We start from the raw sequence: 12,873 nt of genomic DNA on the forward strand, positions 1-12,873 counted from the left end.
GAGGCGAGCAGCAGGGCCGTGCCCCAGAACGAGCGGGACGTGCAGGAACTGTCGGCGCTGGCGCTCGCGCGGGCACTGGATGGTGCACGGCTGACGCCGCTGACCAGCTTCGAGCAGGAGCAGGCACACGCGGTGGCACGGCTGCTGGGCCCGGAGGCTGCGCAGGTCATCGCCGGGTGGATCACCCGGGCGTACGCCGAGGGCCCGAAGCTGGGGGAGCAGGCGTGAGCACGCTCATTAACCAGGTGGGATGGGCCTGACCGCTCTCGCGCACGAATCCACGCTCGTGCGCGAGAGCACCCAAGAAGGACGCCCGACGACGATGGGCGAGCGCGAGGAAACGATGTGCTACCACGGCGTTTACGCCTGCCCGGCGTGGTGCCGCCGTGATCCTGATGAGCACCAGTACGAACAGCACAGGGCCGATTGGCGCGGTCTGGCCACCCGAGACGGTGATCAGGTGCTCGTGCGGCCAGGACTGTCGTGGTGGGTTGACGAAGACGGCGACCAGGCCGCGACGGTCGAGCTGCGGATCGTGCCCGCCAGCCCCGCCGACGCCCCGACCGTGCTCCTGGACCCGGCCACGCTCACCCAGCTGCGCCAGCTGCTGGATGACGCCGAAGCCGACCTGGACGACTTCGCCGAGCAGTGGGCGTACCCCGGCGCCGAGACCGACTACGAGCAAGCCGAGACCACCGAACCGCAGAGCGAGGAAGCGCGATGAACGACCTGACCAGCCTCCAGCAGGGACAGCTGCATGCCGAGCTCGTGCGCGTGGCGGGCGAGCTGGCCTGGCGCCTGGCCGGGCAGACCGGCGCCGGCATGTACCACCGCAACACCGACCTCGGCGACATCGATGCCACCCGGACCGCCCGCCTGGTCGTTCTGCAGGCGCTGCGCCACATGGCAGCCGAGCTGGACAAATACACCGCCGACGTCGCCCGGGCGGCCGCGGAGGCCGGAGCCGACTACAGCGACCTGGCCGCATCCGCTGGCCTCGCCTCACGGCAACTGGCCCGTCACACCTGGCCAGGTCTCGCCCCCGTTACCAAGGCCGCCCGCGACAACCAGCGGGCGCTACGCGGCGCACCCCGGTGGACGCTGCGCCACGACGGCGACGTCTGGCAGCTCGCCCGCGACGGCAAACCGTACGGCGACCATGACGGCCTGGCCGTCACCGACACCACCGAGGCCGCGCTGTGGGCCGCTGAGCAGATCGCCGAGGAGGGCTGGCGCGTCGCCGGGTGGACCGAGCCCGACGACACCGGCGCCCGTGCGGCCAGCCTGTCCGGATCCACGAGCCTGCCCCGCGCCCAGGACATCCCCGCCAACTGATGACCTGGCCCTTTCCAACCCCAAGGAGATCTGCAATGGCAACCAAGTCCATCCGCACCCCGATGGCCGCCCGCGTGGTCGCGGTGGCGCTCGCCGTCACCGGCGCGGCAATGCTCGTCGACCAGCTGCACACCACCCGCCACCCGTGGCCGGCCACACTGCTCGTCCTGGCCGTGACCTTCCTGGGTGCGGTCGCGGCCTGGCGCACCCCACCGGCCGCTGGCGCCAACGACTGACCACGAACACGAAGGAGAGTCCGATGTTCGCCTTCCTCCAGCGCCTGCGGCGCGCCAGCGAACCGCAGCCGGTGCGCCGGGACCAGGTGCTCCGCCTGATCAACCTCGGCATGCGGGAGACCGACGCCGATGATCGCATCATGCTCGCCGACGAGCCCACAGCCGCCCACCTGGCGTTCGAGCAGGCACAGCGCGAGTACTACGCGGCGCTGGGCGAGTCCACCCCGGCCGAAAAGGACGCGGCGTTCGCCGCGCTGGGCCGCCACGGCTACTGACCAGCACCGCCAACCCTGGCGGGGGATCGAGAACCACGCCGACCTGCACAAGACTCGACCTCAACAGCACAAACACCTGAGAAGGGGAACCCAGATGTCCCAGCACACCAGCTCGGAGGCCGTGCAAGCCCTGCGGCAGGAGTCCGACCGGCTCTTCGCCGAGCACCGGGCACGATCGGCCGCCTACTTCGAACGCGCCCAGGTCATCCAGGCCGAGATGGCGGCCTGCCTCGACCGGCAGGCCGACGCGTTCGCCCGCGAAGAGCAGGCGTGGCAGGCATGCGAGGCCGCCGCAACCACCGCCCGGGCCAACCCCGGCCAGCCGCACCTGTCGGCCGCCGTCGACCAAGCCCAGGCCGCGTACCAGGATGCCCGCAGCGACGTCGTCCGCGTGGAGGCCGAGATCCGCCACACCATGAGCCGCCTGTCCGGCGAGTCCTGGAAGGACTTCGAGGAGGTCTCGGCCCTGGGCGCCGCGTTCCGGGCCGCCCAGGACGCCTACCTCGACGCCGATTGGAACGAGCGCCACCCCACCCAGCCCACCGAGAACCCGGCATGACCAGCGAGAACGTGCCCACCCCGGCCGAGCTGCGGGCGCTCGCAGCGCGCGTCGACGAACTGGCCGCCGCGATCGCCGACGTCGAGAAGCGGCTCGGCGCGGCCGCCGACGACCCGACCCGCTCCGCGCGTTTCCGCCTGGACGACGCGGCCGGCTACGCCCGCATGGCGGGCGAGGCGCTGAACAAGACCGCCAGCGACCTGGTCCGCGTACGCGCCCGCAGCAACTGCCCCGTCGACTGGGGCGTGTGCCCCGAGCACGGCAACACCCTTACGGATGGCGGCGGCAAAAGCTGGTGCCGCGAGCCCGGCTGCGGCCGCACCTGGAACTACGCCCGCGGTGCGCTGCCGTGCACCGAGCCCGCCGTGTTCTTCGTCAGCGACGCCCACGGCGACGGCTCGCCCATGTGCACCGGCCACACGCTCGACGCCCGCCAGCGCCTGGACGGCGCGATCATCCGGACCCTGACCAGCGACGACAAGTAGGAGACCGGCCAGCTGGTACCTGGCCGGTTCTCCCAACCGAACCGTAGAGAGGACCCCCACCCATGCAGAACGAACACGATCCGTTGCCGGCTGACTGGCTGGCCAAGGCCCGCACCGCCCGCGAGCTCGACGCGGCGGGCAAGCCGTGGCCGGCCTGGTCGACCGGGGAAACCCTGGCCGTCGCGCTGATCCTGCGCCGGGCCGACCTGCTGGCCGATCTGGACTACACGCCCGTGAAGGCGCTGATGAAGCTCAGCGACGACATCGGCGCGGATCCGGCCCAGGTCCGCACGCTGGTGATCGATCTGCGCGAGCAGGTCTAGAGGCGGCTGGTGATGACCATCCCGACCCTCACCGTCCTGGTGGGCGCCCCAGCGTCCGGCAAGAGCCACTGGTGCGCGGCCGCCGGGCTGCCGGCGACGTCGGTCGTCTGTCTGGACACCGTGCGTGGCTGGGTAAGCGACGACATCAACGATCAGGACGCGACCGCGGCCGCTGTGCCGGTCATGCTCGGGCTGGTCGAGGCCAGGCTGAGCTACGGCCGCGACACCGTCGTCGACGCGACGTCGGCCAGCGTCAACGACCGCGCCGACCTGATCCGCCTGGCCAGGGCCGTCGACGTACCCGCCCGCGTGGTCCTGTTCGACGTCGACCTGGACCTGGCCATGGCCCGCAACGCCGAAAGGCCAGGCCCGCCGCCTGGCCGCAGGTACGGCCGGCGGGTGCCCGACCCCGTCCTCCAGCACGTCCACGCAGCCATCCGCGACCTGACAGCCCACCCCGCCCAGCTGATCGCCGAAGGCTTCACCGCCGTGCACTCGCCGACCGGTGCCCTGCTGGCCGGTCAACCCGCCACCTGACGAGGACCGCGAGAAGGAGGACCGGCCGGGCACCCGGCCGGTCCTCCGCCGCATCGTAGAGAAGACCCGTGCCATGCAGCCCAGCTCATACCGGCGTACGACCCGACGACGGCGATCACGACCGCGGTTCGAGGCTGCCGAACCCGCTGCGCGGCACCGGCTGACGCCGGTGCCGCGCGCGAACCTCATCGCCGGCAGCTCGAACCGAGCAGGCTGCGCTTCAGCAACGCACAACCAAGATCGGCGGCTTGCCCGATCGCGCGAAGAACCGATCAAGCGCACGCGCGCGTCGCGTGCCCAAGGCGGAGCCTGGCCTACGTTTGTGCAGCTAGTGGGATGTTTCCTGGTGTTCCGCTGGAACCATCAGCGCCAGTACGCCGGCGCGTTCCAAGACCGCCGTCGCCTCGTCCGCCGAGGTCACCTCCGCCACGACGTAGCCCAGATGCCGCACGCGCAGCAGCCGCACTGGTCGACGTCCGCCGCGATCGAGCACGACGGGCTCCACCGACCACGCTCCGCAGCAGCCGCAGATCAGCACACACCGATAGTGCATCGCGTTTGCGCAGCTCAGCAACGGTGCAGCGATGGGCTGGCGCTGGCTCGGCCGAGCATCCGCCCAGGTCACAAGCCCTCAGTGACCACCGGATGCGACGTCGACGAGCGTCCCGGCCGGTACGGGTGTGAATTTCCCAGCTCACAGGCGTCTCGCTGCGGCCGGGTGCGCCAGGCGCGAGCGGCGCGGCGAGCGTTGAAGCTGGAAACTCCAGGTCAAGAGCATCATTTCCCACATTCGCCGTGGGCGCGGCCGTTGCTCCCGCGGGCACCGGTCGGCCGTGGCCGGCCTTCCTGCCGGCTGATCGTCTGGTCACCACGAGCCGGATCCGCCGGCCTCACCCACCGCCGGCCGGTGCGAGCCACAAGCGCCAGGCGGTAGACCGCCTGGCCATCGGACCGCCTACGGCGGCCAGCTATTTCAGCCGCACCCGGCTTACGGCCCCGACTCTCGCGGTCAAGGCCACCTCCAACATCCTTCCTGAACGCCGCGTCGCGGCAGGAAGCATCTTGGAGCCTCCGGCCTTGACCGCGAGCCTCTGTCGGGACCACGGGCGCCGAGTACGGGCGGCGGCAGGAGCCGCCGCCCCGCCCATCGGGCGCGGCAACCCCCGGCCCGCCGCCGGACCGACCGTGCCCCAATGTGGACGAAAACAAAGATCAGAAACAGAAAAACCGCAGGTCAGAGTAGTCATAACCCCTCCAATCTGGTAGGCTGTTACATGAGAGGGAGAGAGAAACCGCAGGAAGGAGCCCCGATGTTCACCGACGCAGACACTGCCCGCGAACTCCAGCGGTGCAAGGCGTACGAGGTGCCCCAGATCGAGCCGCTGACCTACCGCGAGGAGTCGTTTCACACCGCCACGCGGGAGTTTGCGCAGGCCGTCTGCCAGGTGTTCGACGGCAAGACGTGGGAGGCCCACGCGGTCATGCCCCGCTACTGGCGCGAGGACGACCACCAGACCGACCAGGTGGTGATCGTGGACGACGGTTTCCTGATCGTGTTCTCGCACATCGTCCAGGCCCGCCGCGACCGTCTGCGCCTCACGCTCAACGGGACGCCGGTCGCGCACCGGCCGTTGCGCGGCGTGATGGCGTGGCACCACGACGCCGCCGTACGCAGCCTGTGGCTTCACGTCCAGCTGATCGAGCCCGACCCGTGCGGCGCGCTCACGTGCCGCAAGGCCCCCGAATGGACCGCGCTCAACGGCGCGGCCTACTGCGACGAGCACGCCGGAATGTACCTCTAGCAGTCTGTCAGGTTGTTACATAAGGAGCTGAGTTGTGATCATCAACGCCCGCCGTACGCCGCACTTCGTCGCCGCGTGCACGCCCTGCGCCCGGCCCGTGCGGGTCACCGACGAGCACGCCGCCGCCGACCGCCACACGATCACGTGCCCGGTGTGCGGCACGCCCGCCACAGCTCAGCGGATCTACGCGACCACCACGGCCGAGATCTGCCACCCCCGGTGCCACCAGGCCACCGGCAAAGACTGCGAATGCGGATGCGCAGGCAACAACCACGGCAAGACGTGGGAGACCACCGACGCCGAGGCCCTGGCCGACGAGATCCACGCATGGCGCGACCGGCAGGCCGAGGCCGAGGCCCGCCGCGTCCGAGCCCACGCGAGCCGCGTCCGCGCGTTCGAGCAGTGGGCCGCCGACACCGAGTCGGCCGACGTCGTGACGTGGCTGCTCAGCGATGACCGGCCTTATTCGGACTTCCTGGATTCGCTGGCCGGGCGCGTGGCCGACTACCGCGCGCTCAGCACCGCCCAGGTGGACGGGGCGCGCCGCTGGATCGAATCCGCCGAGCGCCGCGCGCAGCGCCGGGCCGCCGCCGTCGCGGTGACCGAGGCCCGCCGCGCGCAGCGCATGGCCGCCGGACTGGCCGCCGTGGAACCACTCCCGGTCGGCAAGGCCGTGCAGGTCACCGGCACCGTCGCCGCGACGTCCATTCAGGACAACCAGTACGCCCGCAGTGGGGCCGCCCGGTACCGGATGCAGGTCACCGGCGAGGGATGGGCGCTGTGGACCACGGTCCCGACCGCCCTGCGCTCGGGCAGCGAGCCGCTATCGGCCCTGCGCGGACGAGTCGTGACGTTCATCGCCGACGTCGAGGCCGACCCCGCCGACCCGACCCACGGGCACGCCAAGCGCCCCCGCAAGGCCGCCCTTGTCGAGACCGGGCAGCCGGTCGCCGCCTGACACCCACCCGGTACGCCCGGCCCCGCCGCCGGGCGTACCCGACCGAAGGAGAACCCCGCATGCACAGCGTTGCCGAGCACAACGCCCACCGCGCCCAGTGCGCGCGAGCCGCCGTCCACACGTTCACCGCCGTTGCTGCGGCCAGCGTCGACCGCCTACCGGCGACGTTCGGCCCCGCCGTCTACGACATGCTCAACGATCACGCCTATGCCGCGATGGTCACCTATTCCGTGGCCACCGGCCGGGGCCCGATCATCCTGCACCCCGGCCCGCCGCCCGGCCCCGACGCCCCGGACCTGCATCACGAGCTGTGGGCCGCCGTCCAGACGGACGCCTACTACGTGGTCAGCGACTTCCTTTGCGACGTGCGGCACATGCTCGCCGAGCACGGCCTGTGGATCGAGGACGTCGACGGCACCGACCCGCAGCCGCAGGACTACCCCGAGCACGCCCACATTGAAGTGAGGATGACGTACGGCCTGCTCACGGCCCTGCGCGCCTACATCGAACAGTGCCACCTGTCCTATGGGCAGCTGCTCCGGGCCAGCGAGCAGGCATGGGCCGAGGAAGCCCGCGCCGCCGAGGCCGAAGCCGACACCGCTGACCTGGCCGCTGCCGCCGACGCGATCGCCCACGCCACCCCCGACGAGATCGGCCGGGCCGCCGCCCGCCTGGTCTGACCCCGGCACGCCCACGCCGGGCGTGCCGCCCGAGAGGAGAACACCCCCATGCCGACCAGGACCAGCACCCGCAGGAAGACCACCAAGGGCACCGGCCGCCGCGCCAGCCGCTACACCCCGGAGCAAATCGAGCAGTTCAAGGCCGCCGACGCCGCCTTGACCGCCCGCGCCGACGACGCGCTAGCCGACCCGGCCGGGCGCATGGTCACGGCCGTGATCACACGGACCCTGGCCGGGGGACTGTCGGCCCGGATTCTGGGCTACAGCCTGCGCAATCAGGCCCTGCTCATGACCCAGGCCGAAGACCTCGGGATTGAGTTGTCCGACGTCGACACGGGCAAAGGCTGGCGCGCCCGTGGCCGGGCAGTGGTCGACCGCCGCCCGATGCGGATCGTGCGGCCCAAGGGCCGCGACGCCCGGCCCGAAGACCAGGCCGCCGACGCCGAGCCGGTCGAGCAGGACGGGGACGGCGACCAGGCCGGACCCGTGCGGTTTCGCATGATGACCGTCTACGACGTCAGCCAGACCGAAGGCCCCGACGACGTCGACCCGGCCGAGGTGATGCCGATCCTGGAAAGCCCAGACGGTCCGTGCCCGCAGTGCGGCGACGCCGAGTGCGACCCGCACGACTTCGCGTGCAACCCGCTACCGCTCACTCCGGCCGAGTCGCTGGCCCAGTCCCTGCGCGTGCAGCTGACCCGCGCCGGATGGACGTTCACCCACGAGCCGGACGCCCAGGCCAGCGCCGACCACGACACCCGTGTGATCCACATGGGCAACGACACCAGCGCCCAGGCCCTGCGCCTGCTCGCCGACACCGTGGCCAGCCTGAACACCGCCAACACCAAGCAATAGCAGTCTGTCAGGTTGTTACGTCCGGCCGGGGTTGCGGCCCCGGCCGGGCACAGCGGACGCCGGACGCGATTCGGGCGGCATCGAGCCGCCCGACTCGCGGCCAGGTGGGTCACCCACCGCCTCCCGCAGCCAGACCGCGAAACCCCGGGCCAACGACAGTCCAGCACCCCGCGATGCCCCGCCCAGCCCAGAACCAGCCACGAAGGAGCGCACCCGTCATGACCACCACGAAGACCCCCGCCCGCAAGCGCGGCGGCAGGAAGACCACCCCGGCCCCCGTCACCGTCAGCCCTCAGCCCCGCGCCGAGCTGCGCTACGTCGACCCGGCCCGGCTGATCATCGGAACCAACGTCCGCACCGCCGTCGACCTGTCGCCCGAGTTCCTGGCCAGCATCGCCGAATACGGCGTGCAGGAGCCGATCACCGTCCGCGAGACCGAACCCGACACCTTCGAGGTGATCAAGGGCCAGCGGCGGGCCCTGGCCGCCGTTAAGGTCGGCCGCCCGGAGGTCCCGATCCTGGTACGCGCCGCGCCCGACGACGCCCAGCGGGTGGCCGCCCAGCTCACCGAGAACATCCTGCGCGACGCGATGACCGCCAGCGACACGGCCGCAGCCCTGGACCAGCTGGTGCTGTTCGGCATGACCGCAGGCGACATCGCCCGCACTGGCCTTGCCACCGAGGCCGAGGTGAACGCCGCCACGCGTCTTACCAAGAGCCGCAAAGCGCAGGCCGTCGCCGACGCCCACCCGCTCACCCTGGAGCAGTCAGCCGGTCTGATCGAGTTCGAGGACGACCCGGACGCCGTCGAGACGCTCATCTCGGCCGCCTACAGCGGCCAGTTCGAGCACGAGGCCCAGAGACTGCGCGACGCCCGCGACCGCGCGGCCTACCGGCAGTCGCTGATTGACCAGCTCACCGAGGCCGGAATCCGGGTCATCGACGAGCCCCGCAGCTGGATCAAGAACAACACCGGCAAGGTCGAGAACCTGTACGACCGCGACGGCAACAAGGTCGACCCCCAGGCGCACACCACGTGCGCCGGACACAGCGCCTACATCGCCAACACCTACGGCCGCGACGAGCCCCCGTACGTCATCGGCTACGCCTGCCGCGACCTGTCCGCGTACCGCCACTACGACGCCCAGCGGCCCACCAAGCTCCGGTCGGCCGACATGACCACCGAGGAGAAGGCGGCGGCCAAGGCCGACCGTAAAGACGTCCTGGACAGCAACCGCGCGTGGGACTCGGCCGAGAAGGTACGCCGGGCGTGGCTGGCGAAGTTCTTCCAGACCAAGACCGCCCCCAAGGGCGCGGCCAAGTTCATCGCCGAATCCCTGGCCCGTGCCGACCACGAGCTGAGCCAGGCCCTCAGCGGCAACAACGAGATGGCGCTGAACCTGCTCGGCATCAAGACCACCAGCCGCATCGCCGGATGCCAGGCCCTGGCCGCCCAGATGGCCCGAGCCAGCGAAGGCCGCGCCCAGCTGCTCACCCTCGCCCTGATCCTGTCGGCGTACGAAGCCCGCACCACCAAGCAGGCGTACCGCCACCACCACACCGCAACCAGCCGCTACCTGCTGTTCCTCCAGTCGCTCGGATACGCCCTGTCCGACGTCGAGAAGCGCGCCACCATCACCGCCGCCCCGGCCGCCGACCCCGGCGAACCCGCCAAGCCCGAACCGGCCGAGGCCGACGACGACCGCGATACCGACACCGCCCAGGCCCCGCCCGCCGAACCCGCGCCCGTCACCAACGACCCGGGCGAGCGCAGCCAGGACCACGACGGCGAGGACGACGGCGACCGCCTGGAGCAGATGTACGCCGCCGAGATCGAGGCCGCCGCAGACCCCGAGGACCTGTACGCCGAGGAACTGACCGAATAGCCCAGCCCTCCGGGGCGGCCTGCCACCAGGGCCGCCCCACCCGCCGCACGCGGGACGCGATCCGGCCGGCATCGAGCCGCCCAGATCGCGACTGGGGCGGCCGGCCCCCGCGCACCGCTCACCCACCCGGCGACCACGCCGGGAAACCCACACCGAAGGAGCCCCGAATGCCCATCGACCCCGCGACCCTCGCCAAGCTCACCGCCGCCCTCGACGCGATGACCGCCGAAGCCGAAGCCGAGCCGAAAGCCGCCCCGCTGGACATGGACCTCATGGTCCAGCTGCTCAAAGACGCCGGGATCTACGCCTACGTCGAGCACACCGGCGGAGGCTGCGCCACCATCTACATCGGCAACCAGACCCCCGACCCGGAATACCCGCCGAGCCCACGCTACGAGCTGGTCGCGGGCCCCGGCTGGTTCGAGGGACCAGACCGGCGCGCCTACGCCAGCCCAGCCGAGTTCTACATCGGCCGCGACGACGACGGCGAGACGCCCGCGTGGGACAGCCCCGGCAACGTCTCCGAGGCATACATCACCGGCCACATCATCCACACCATCACCCGCCACCGCGCCGCCTCGCAGGGCGAAACGGCCGCTGTAGACCCAGACCGCGAAGACTGTTAGGGTGTTACGCAAGACCACGCGGCCGGGGGTCCTGTGCCCCCCGGCCGATCCTCGTAAGACTGTCAGGTTGTTACGGACTTTGGTCCGGAACGGAGGCACCGCATGCCAGCCCGGCTCACACCCGCGGGCGATCCCGTGGTGACCGTCCACCGGCGCCGCATGCCCGGAACGTATGGGCTGCTGACTGTCCGGGAGACGGTCGACGCAGCACGGGCGGAGATCACCTACACGGTGAAAGCCCCGCACGTCGGCGGCACGTTCGTCGCAGTGCCGGCGTTCCTGTGGACGGCCAGCGAACGCGCCGTCATCCCCGACGGCGTGGAGCTGCGATTCGGCACCGGCCCGCACTACGAGGCCTCCTGGCGGCGCGAGAACCGGCCCCACGTCTACGGCATCGAACTGGTCGGCTGCTGCCGCGTCGACCCGTTCGACTTCCTCGCCCGCGACGAGCAGCGCTACGGCGTGCACCGCTCCACCGGCCCGACCACCAGCCGCCCCGTGCCCGAGCGCACCAACCGCCTGGCCCTGGCCGTCATCACGCAGCTGCTGCTGCTCTACGCCGCCCGGCCCGACCGTGCCGACCTGGCCCGTACGCACGCCCGCCGGGGAGCCGCCGCCCGGCTGGCCCAGCTGCACCACGGGCCGATCCGAGCCGCCCGCGAGCAGATCGACAAGAGCACCGCCGAACTCGCCGACCATCTGGCGTACGCCGCCGCCCTGGAAACCCTCGTGGCCGAGCACGAGTCCCTGACCAGCAACGCGAAGGAGACGCAGCCGTGATTGCCACCGTGCCCGATACCCTGGCCAGCGCACCCGTACGACGCCGGCGCCCAGCGCGCCCGCCGACCCAGGAGCGCTACGTGCCCGACACCGCACCGCCCGGCATCCCGGCCGCCCCGCAGATCCGCCAGATCCAGGGACGCCAGTGCACCGACCGCCCCGGCATCGCCATCCTGGCCGGGGTCGCCGCCGGCCGCGCGATCGACGTGCGCGCGGGCCGAGACCCGGACTTCCCCCAGCCGCTGGAGAAGATCGGCCGCAGCTGGTGGTACCCGCTCGACGGACCGGACGGCGTGGACGCCTACGTGCAGAAACTCTACGCGCGCGGCGAAGCCGGACGACCGCCGGCCGTCGACGACGGAGACCCGCGCGAACTGCTCGACCCAGACGGTGCCGCCGCCGCGATGCACATCGACCGGTCCACCCTGGACCACTACGTGCGCCTGTCGCGCCCGTACTGGCAAGCCGCTGCCCTCGGCGAGACCCTGCCCGGCTACCCGCAGCTGCCCCGCCCCGACGTCGAGACCGAACTGACCAACAACCTCGGCGTCTACACCCACCGCGAGTGGTACCGAGCCACCCTGGCCGCACACCAGGCCACCCGGCCCGGCATCACCGTCCGTCGCGGAAAGACCAGCGAGTAGCCCGGCCGTCGCGCCATCCCGGCCAGTCCACGGTCCGTCCTCGAGTTACGCGCCCGGACGGCTGCGCCACCGGCCGCTGCACTCGTGAACGGACCCCGTGACAGCAAACAGCCCCGGCCCGCAGGCCGGGGCTGCGTCGTCTCCACGTCACCGCAACGCCGTGCGACCCCGATACCAGTAGCCGGCCAGCCACACCGCGACCACGCCGGCGACGGCACCGCCCACCCCGCCGACCAATCCCCGGGTTCCGGACCCGAACGACACCGCCACCAGCACGGACGCGACGATCGCCAGGACCACCGCGACCCGCAACGCCACCGCGCCCCAATCCGGGCGCAGCCGGTCGGGAACACGCACGATCAGGGACTGCGCGTCCTGCAGGTCGGGCTCGACGCCGAAGCCACGACGCTGCAACACGACCCGGTACGCAGCCAGCCGCACCGCCGCCTGCCCGCTGTCGCCGCAGAACGCCACATACAGCGGCTCGCCGTCGCCAGCGCTGGTGCCCTCCACCGCGAACCCGTCGAGGTGCCTCACTCCGTAATCGCGGAACCCGGCCGACCGCAGCGTGCCCCGGACCCGCTCCGCGTCGCGATCCCGGCTACTCCACAACGGCCGCCCGAACTTGCCGACACCGAAACGCGGCCGATCGCCATCGCCTGAGGAAGTCATGACGGTCACTGTATTCGCGGGCCGTGCCCATGTCGCACTCCTACTCGGCGCGCCATCCTCCACACCCGACGATCCACCCGTCACCCACCTCACACCAGCTATCCGACCTTCCCCCTAGCCATCTTTGATCTTCCATGTCACTCTTGATCCTTATAGCTCTCTTCACTCTGTAAGCACCAAGGTATCTGCGATACGCGGGCAGAGCCCGGGAGCTAGCTGG

Annotated in this window: 18 protein-coding genes and 1 pseudogene; 17 read left to right on the top strand and 2 right to left on the bottom strand. The window is 71.4% G+C overall.

Annotation, left to right across the window (positions count from 1 at the left end):
* The 9 genes and pseudogenes from AB0M47_RS20840 to AB0M47_RS20880 all read left to right on the top strand — a co-directional run.
* Positions 1-228, top strand: a pseudogene (locus AB0M47_RS20840) (hypothetical protein); the annotation flags it as partial.
* Positions 229-250: 22 nt separating this feature from the next.
* A complete protein-coding gene (locus tag AB0M47_RS20845) occupies positions 251-724 on the top strand; it encodes a hypothetical protein (RefSeq protein ID WP_363416016.1) in 474 nt (157 codons plus the stop codon).
* Positions 721-1,335 carry a hypothetical protein gene (locus AB0M47_RS20850; RefSeq protein WP_363416019.1) on the top strand — a complete coding sequence of 205 codons (615 nt, stop codon included), beginning with the start codon at positions 721-723 and terminating at the stop codon, positions 1,333-1,335. The genes AB0M47_RS20845 and AB0M47_RS20850 overlap by 4 nt, the downstream gene beginning before the upstream one ends.
* A 35-nt stretch (positions 1,336-1,370) precedes the next feature.
* Entirely contained in the window at positions 1,371-1,571 is a 201-nt protein-coding gene (locus AB0M47_RS20855) for a hypothetical protein (RefSeq protein WP_363416022.1), read from the top strand.
* A 23-nt stretch (positions 1,572-1,594) separates the two neighbouring features.
* The gene (locus AB0M47_RS20860; RefSeq protein ID WP_363416025.1) at positions 1,595-1,846 is read left to right on the top strand and encodes a hypothetical protein; all 252 of its coding nucleotides are present in this window, start codon (positions 1,595-1,597) and stop codon (positions 1,844-1,846) included.
* A gap of 94 nt (positions 1,847-1,940) precedes the next feature.
* Positions 1,941-2,405 carry a hypothetical protein gene (locus AB0M47_RS20865; protein WP_363416027.1) on the top strand — a complete coding sequence of 155 codons (465 nt, stop codon included), beginning with the start codon at positions 1,941-1,943 and terminating at the stop codon, positions 2,403-2,405.
* Entirely contained in the window at positions 2,402-2,890 is a 489-nt protein-coding gene (locus AB0M47_RS20870; RefSeq protein ID WP_363416030.1) for a hypothetical protein, read from the top strand. Before AB0M47_RS20865 ends, AB0M47_RS20870 begins: the two co-directional genes overlap by 4 nt.
* A gap of 62 nt (positions 2,891-2,952) precedes the next feature.
* Positions 2,953-3,213, top strand: a complete 261-nt coding sequence (locus AB0M47_RS20875) for a hypothetical protein (RefSeq protein WP_363416033.1) — start codon at positions 2,953-2,955, stop codon at positions 3,211-3,213.
* A gap of 12 nt (positions 3,214-3,225) precedes the next feature.
* Positions 3,226-3,750, top strand: a complete 525-nt coding sequence (locus tag AB0M47_RS20880) for an ATP-binding protein (RefSeq protein ID WP_363416036.1) — start codon at positions 3,226-3,228, stop codon at positions 3,748-3,750.
* A gap of 328 nt (positions 3,751-4,078) precedes the next feature.
* On the opposite strand, the gene AB0M47_RS20885 is transcribed toward AB0M47_RS20880, so the two are convergent.
* A complete protein-coding gene (locus AB0M47_RS20885; RefSeq protein WP_363416039.1) occupies positions 4,079-4,255 on the bottom strand; it encodes a hypothetical protein in 177 nt (58 codons plus the stop codon).
* Between the two features lie 805 nt (positions 4,256-5,060).
* On the opposite strand from AB0M47_RS20885, the gene AB0M47_RS20890 reads away from it, so the two are divergent.
* The 8 genes from AB0M47_RS20890 to AB0M47_RS20925 all read left to right on the top strand — a co-directional run bounded on the left by AB0M47_RS20890 (position 5,061) and on the right by AB0M47_RS20925 (position 11,981).
* Positions 5,061-5,552, top strand: a complete 492-nt coding sequence (locus AB0M47_RS20890) for a hypothetical protein (RefSeq protein ID WP_363416042.1) — start codon at positions 5,061-5,063, stop codon at positions 5,550-5,552.
* Positions 5,553-5,586: 34 nt separating this feature from the next.
* Positions 5,587-6,510 (top strand): hypothetical protein, encoded by a 924-nt coding sequence (locus AB0M47_RS20895; RefSeq protein WP_363416045.1) that lies wholly within the window; start codon positions 5,587-5,589, stop codon positions 6,508-6,510.
* A gap of 59 nt (positions 6,511-6,569) precedes the next feature.
* A complete protein-coding gene (locus AB0M47_RS20900) occupies positions 6,570-7,190 on the top strand; it encodes a hypothetical protein (RefSeq protein WP_363416048.1) in 621 nt (206 codons plus the stop codon).
* Positions 7,191-7,238: 48 nt separating this feature from the next.
* Positions 7,239-8,045: a hypothetical protein gene (locus AB0M47_RS20905; protein ID WP_363416051.1), complete on the top strand. Its 807-nt coding sequence runs from the start codon at positions 7,239-7,241 to the stop codon at positions 8,043-8,045.
* A gap of 218 nt (positions 8,046-8,263) precedes the next feature.
* Entirely contained in the window at positions 8,264-9,931 is a 1,668-nt protein-coding gene (locus AB0M47_RS20910) for a ParB/RepB/Spo0J family partition protein (RefSeq protein WP_363416054.1), read from the top strand.
* A 167-nt stretch (positions 9,932-10,098) separates the two neighbouring features.
* Complete coding sequence (locus AB0M47_RS20915) at positions 10,099-10,557, top strand: hypothetical protein (protein ID WP_363416057.1); 459 nt, start codon at positions 10,099-10,101, stop codon at positions 10,555-10,557.
* 102 nt (positions 10,558-10,659) lie between these two features.
* Entirely contained in the window at positions 10,660-11,337 is a 678-nt protein-coding gene (locus tag AB0M47_RS20920) for a hypothetical protein (protein ID WP_363416060.1), read from the top strand.
* On the top strand, positions 11,334-11,981 hold the full coding sequence (locus AB0M47_RS20925; RefSeq protein ID WP_363416063.1) for a hypothetical protein: 648 nt from the start codon (positions 11,334-11,336) through the stop codon (positions 11,979-11,981). Before AB0M47_RS20920 ends, AB0M47_RS20925 begins: the two co-directional genes overlap by 4 nt.
* A gap of 147 nt (positions 11,982-12,128) precedes the next feature.
* Here AB0M47_RS20925 and AB0M47_RS20930 read toward each other — a convergent pair whose 3' ends face one another.
* Positions 12,129-12,653 carry a hypothetical protein gene (locus AB0M47_RS20930; protein ID WP_363416066.1) on the bottom strand — a complete coding sequence of 175 codons (525 nt, stop codon included), beginning with the start codon at positions 12,651-12,653 and terminating at the stop codon, positions 12,129-12,131.
* Positions 12,654-12,873 lie beyond the last annotated feature (220 nt).

This window comes from Hamadaea sp. NPDC051192 (assembly GCF_040682475.1).
GTDB lineage: Bacteria > Actinomycetota > Actinomycetes > Mycobacteriales > Micromonosporaceae > Hamadaea > Hamadaea flava.

What these genes read in the sequence shown, in the direction of transcription:
- AB0M47_RS20900 (WP_363416048.1), top strand. Translation starts at nt 6,570, where the DNA reads ATGCACAGCGTTGCCGAGCACAACGCCCACCGCGCCCAGTGCGCGCGA.
- AB0M47_RS20920 (WP_363416060.1), top strand. Translation starts at nt 10,660, where the DNA reads ATGCCAGCCCGGCTCACACCCGCGGGCGATCCCGTGGTGACCGTCCAC.
- AB0M47_RS20880 (WP_363416036.1), top strand. Translation starts at nt 3,226, where the DNA reads ATGACCATCCCGACCCTCACCGTCCTGGTGGGCGCCCCAGCGTCCGGC.
- AB0M47_RS20870 (WP_363416030.1), top strand. Translation starts at nt 2,402, where the DNA reads ATGACCAGCGAGAACGTGCCCACCCCGGCCGAGCTGCGGGCGCTCGCA.
- AB0M47_RS20890 (WP_363416042.1), top strand. Translation starts at nt 5,061, where the DNA reads ATGTTCACCGACGCAGACACTGCCCGCGAACTCCAGCGGTGCAAGGCG.
- AB0M47_RS20865 (WP_363416027.1), top strand. Translation starts at nt 1,941, where the DNA reads ATGTCCCAGCACACCAGCTCGGAGGCCGTGCAAGCCCTGCGGCAGGAG.
- AB0M47_RS20845 (WP_363416016.1), top strand. Translation starts at nt 251, where the DNA reads ATGGGCCTGACCGCTCTCGCGCACGAATCCACGCTCGTGCGCGAGAGC.
- AB0M47_RS20850 (WP_363416019.1), top strand. Translation starts at nt 721, where the DNA reads ATGAACGACCTGACCAGCCTCCAGCAGGGACAGCTGCATGCCGAGCTC.
- AB0M47_RS20915 (WP_363416057.1), top strand. Translation starts at nt 10,099, where the DNA reads ATGCCCATCGACCCCGCGACCCTCGCCAAGCTCACCGCCGCCCTCGAC.
- AB0M47_RS20875 (WP_363416033.1), top strand. Translation starts at nt 2,953, where the DNA reads ATGCAGAACGAACACGATCCGTTGCCGGCTGACTGGCTGGCCAAGGCC.
- AB0M47_RS20930 (WP_363416066.1), bottom strand. Translation starts at nt 12,653, where the DNA reads ATGACTTCCTCAGGCGATGGCGATCGGCCGCGTTTCGGTGTCGGCAAG.
- AB0M47_RS20860 (WP_363416025.1), top strand. Translation starts at nt 1,595, where the DNA reads ATGTTCGCCTTCCTCCAGCGCCTGCGGCGCGCCAGCGAACCGCAGCCG.
- AB0M47_RS20855 (WP_363416022.1), top strand. Translation starts at nt 1,371, where the DNA reads ATGGCAACCAAGTCCATCCGCACCCCGATGGCCGCCCGCGTGGTCGCG.
- AB0M47_RS20905 (WP_363416051.1), top strand. Translation starts at nt 7,239, where the DNA reads ATGCCGACCAGGACCAGCACCCGCAGGAAGACCACCAAGGGCACCGGC.
- AB0M47_RS20910 (WP_363416054.1), top strand. Translation starts at nt 8,264, where the DNA reads ATGACCACCACGAAGACCCCCGCCCGCAAGCGCGGCGGCAGGAAGACC.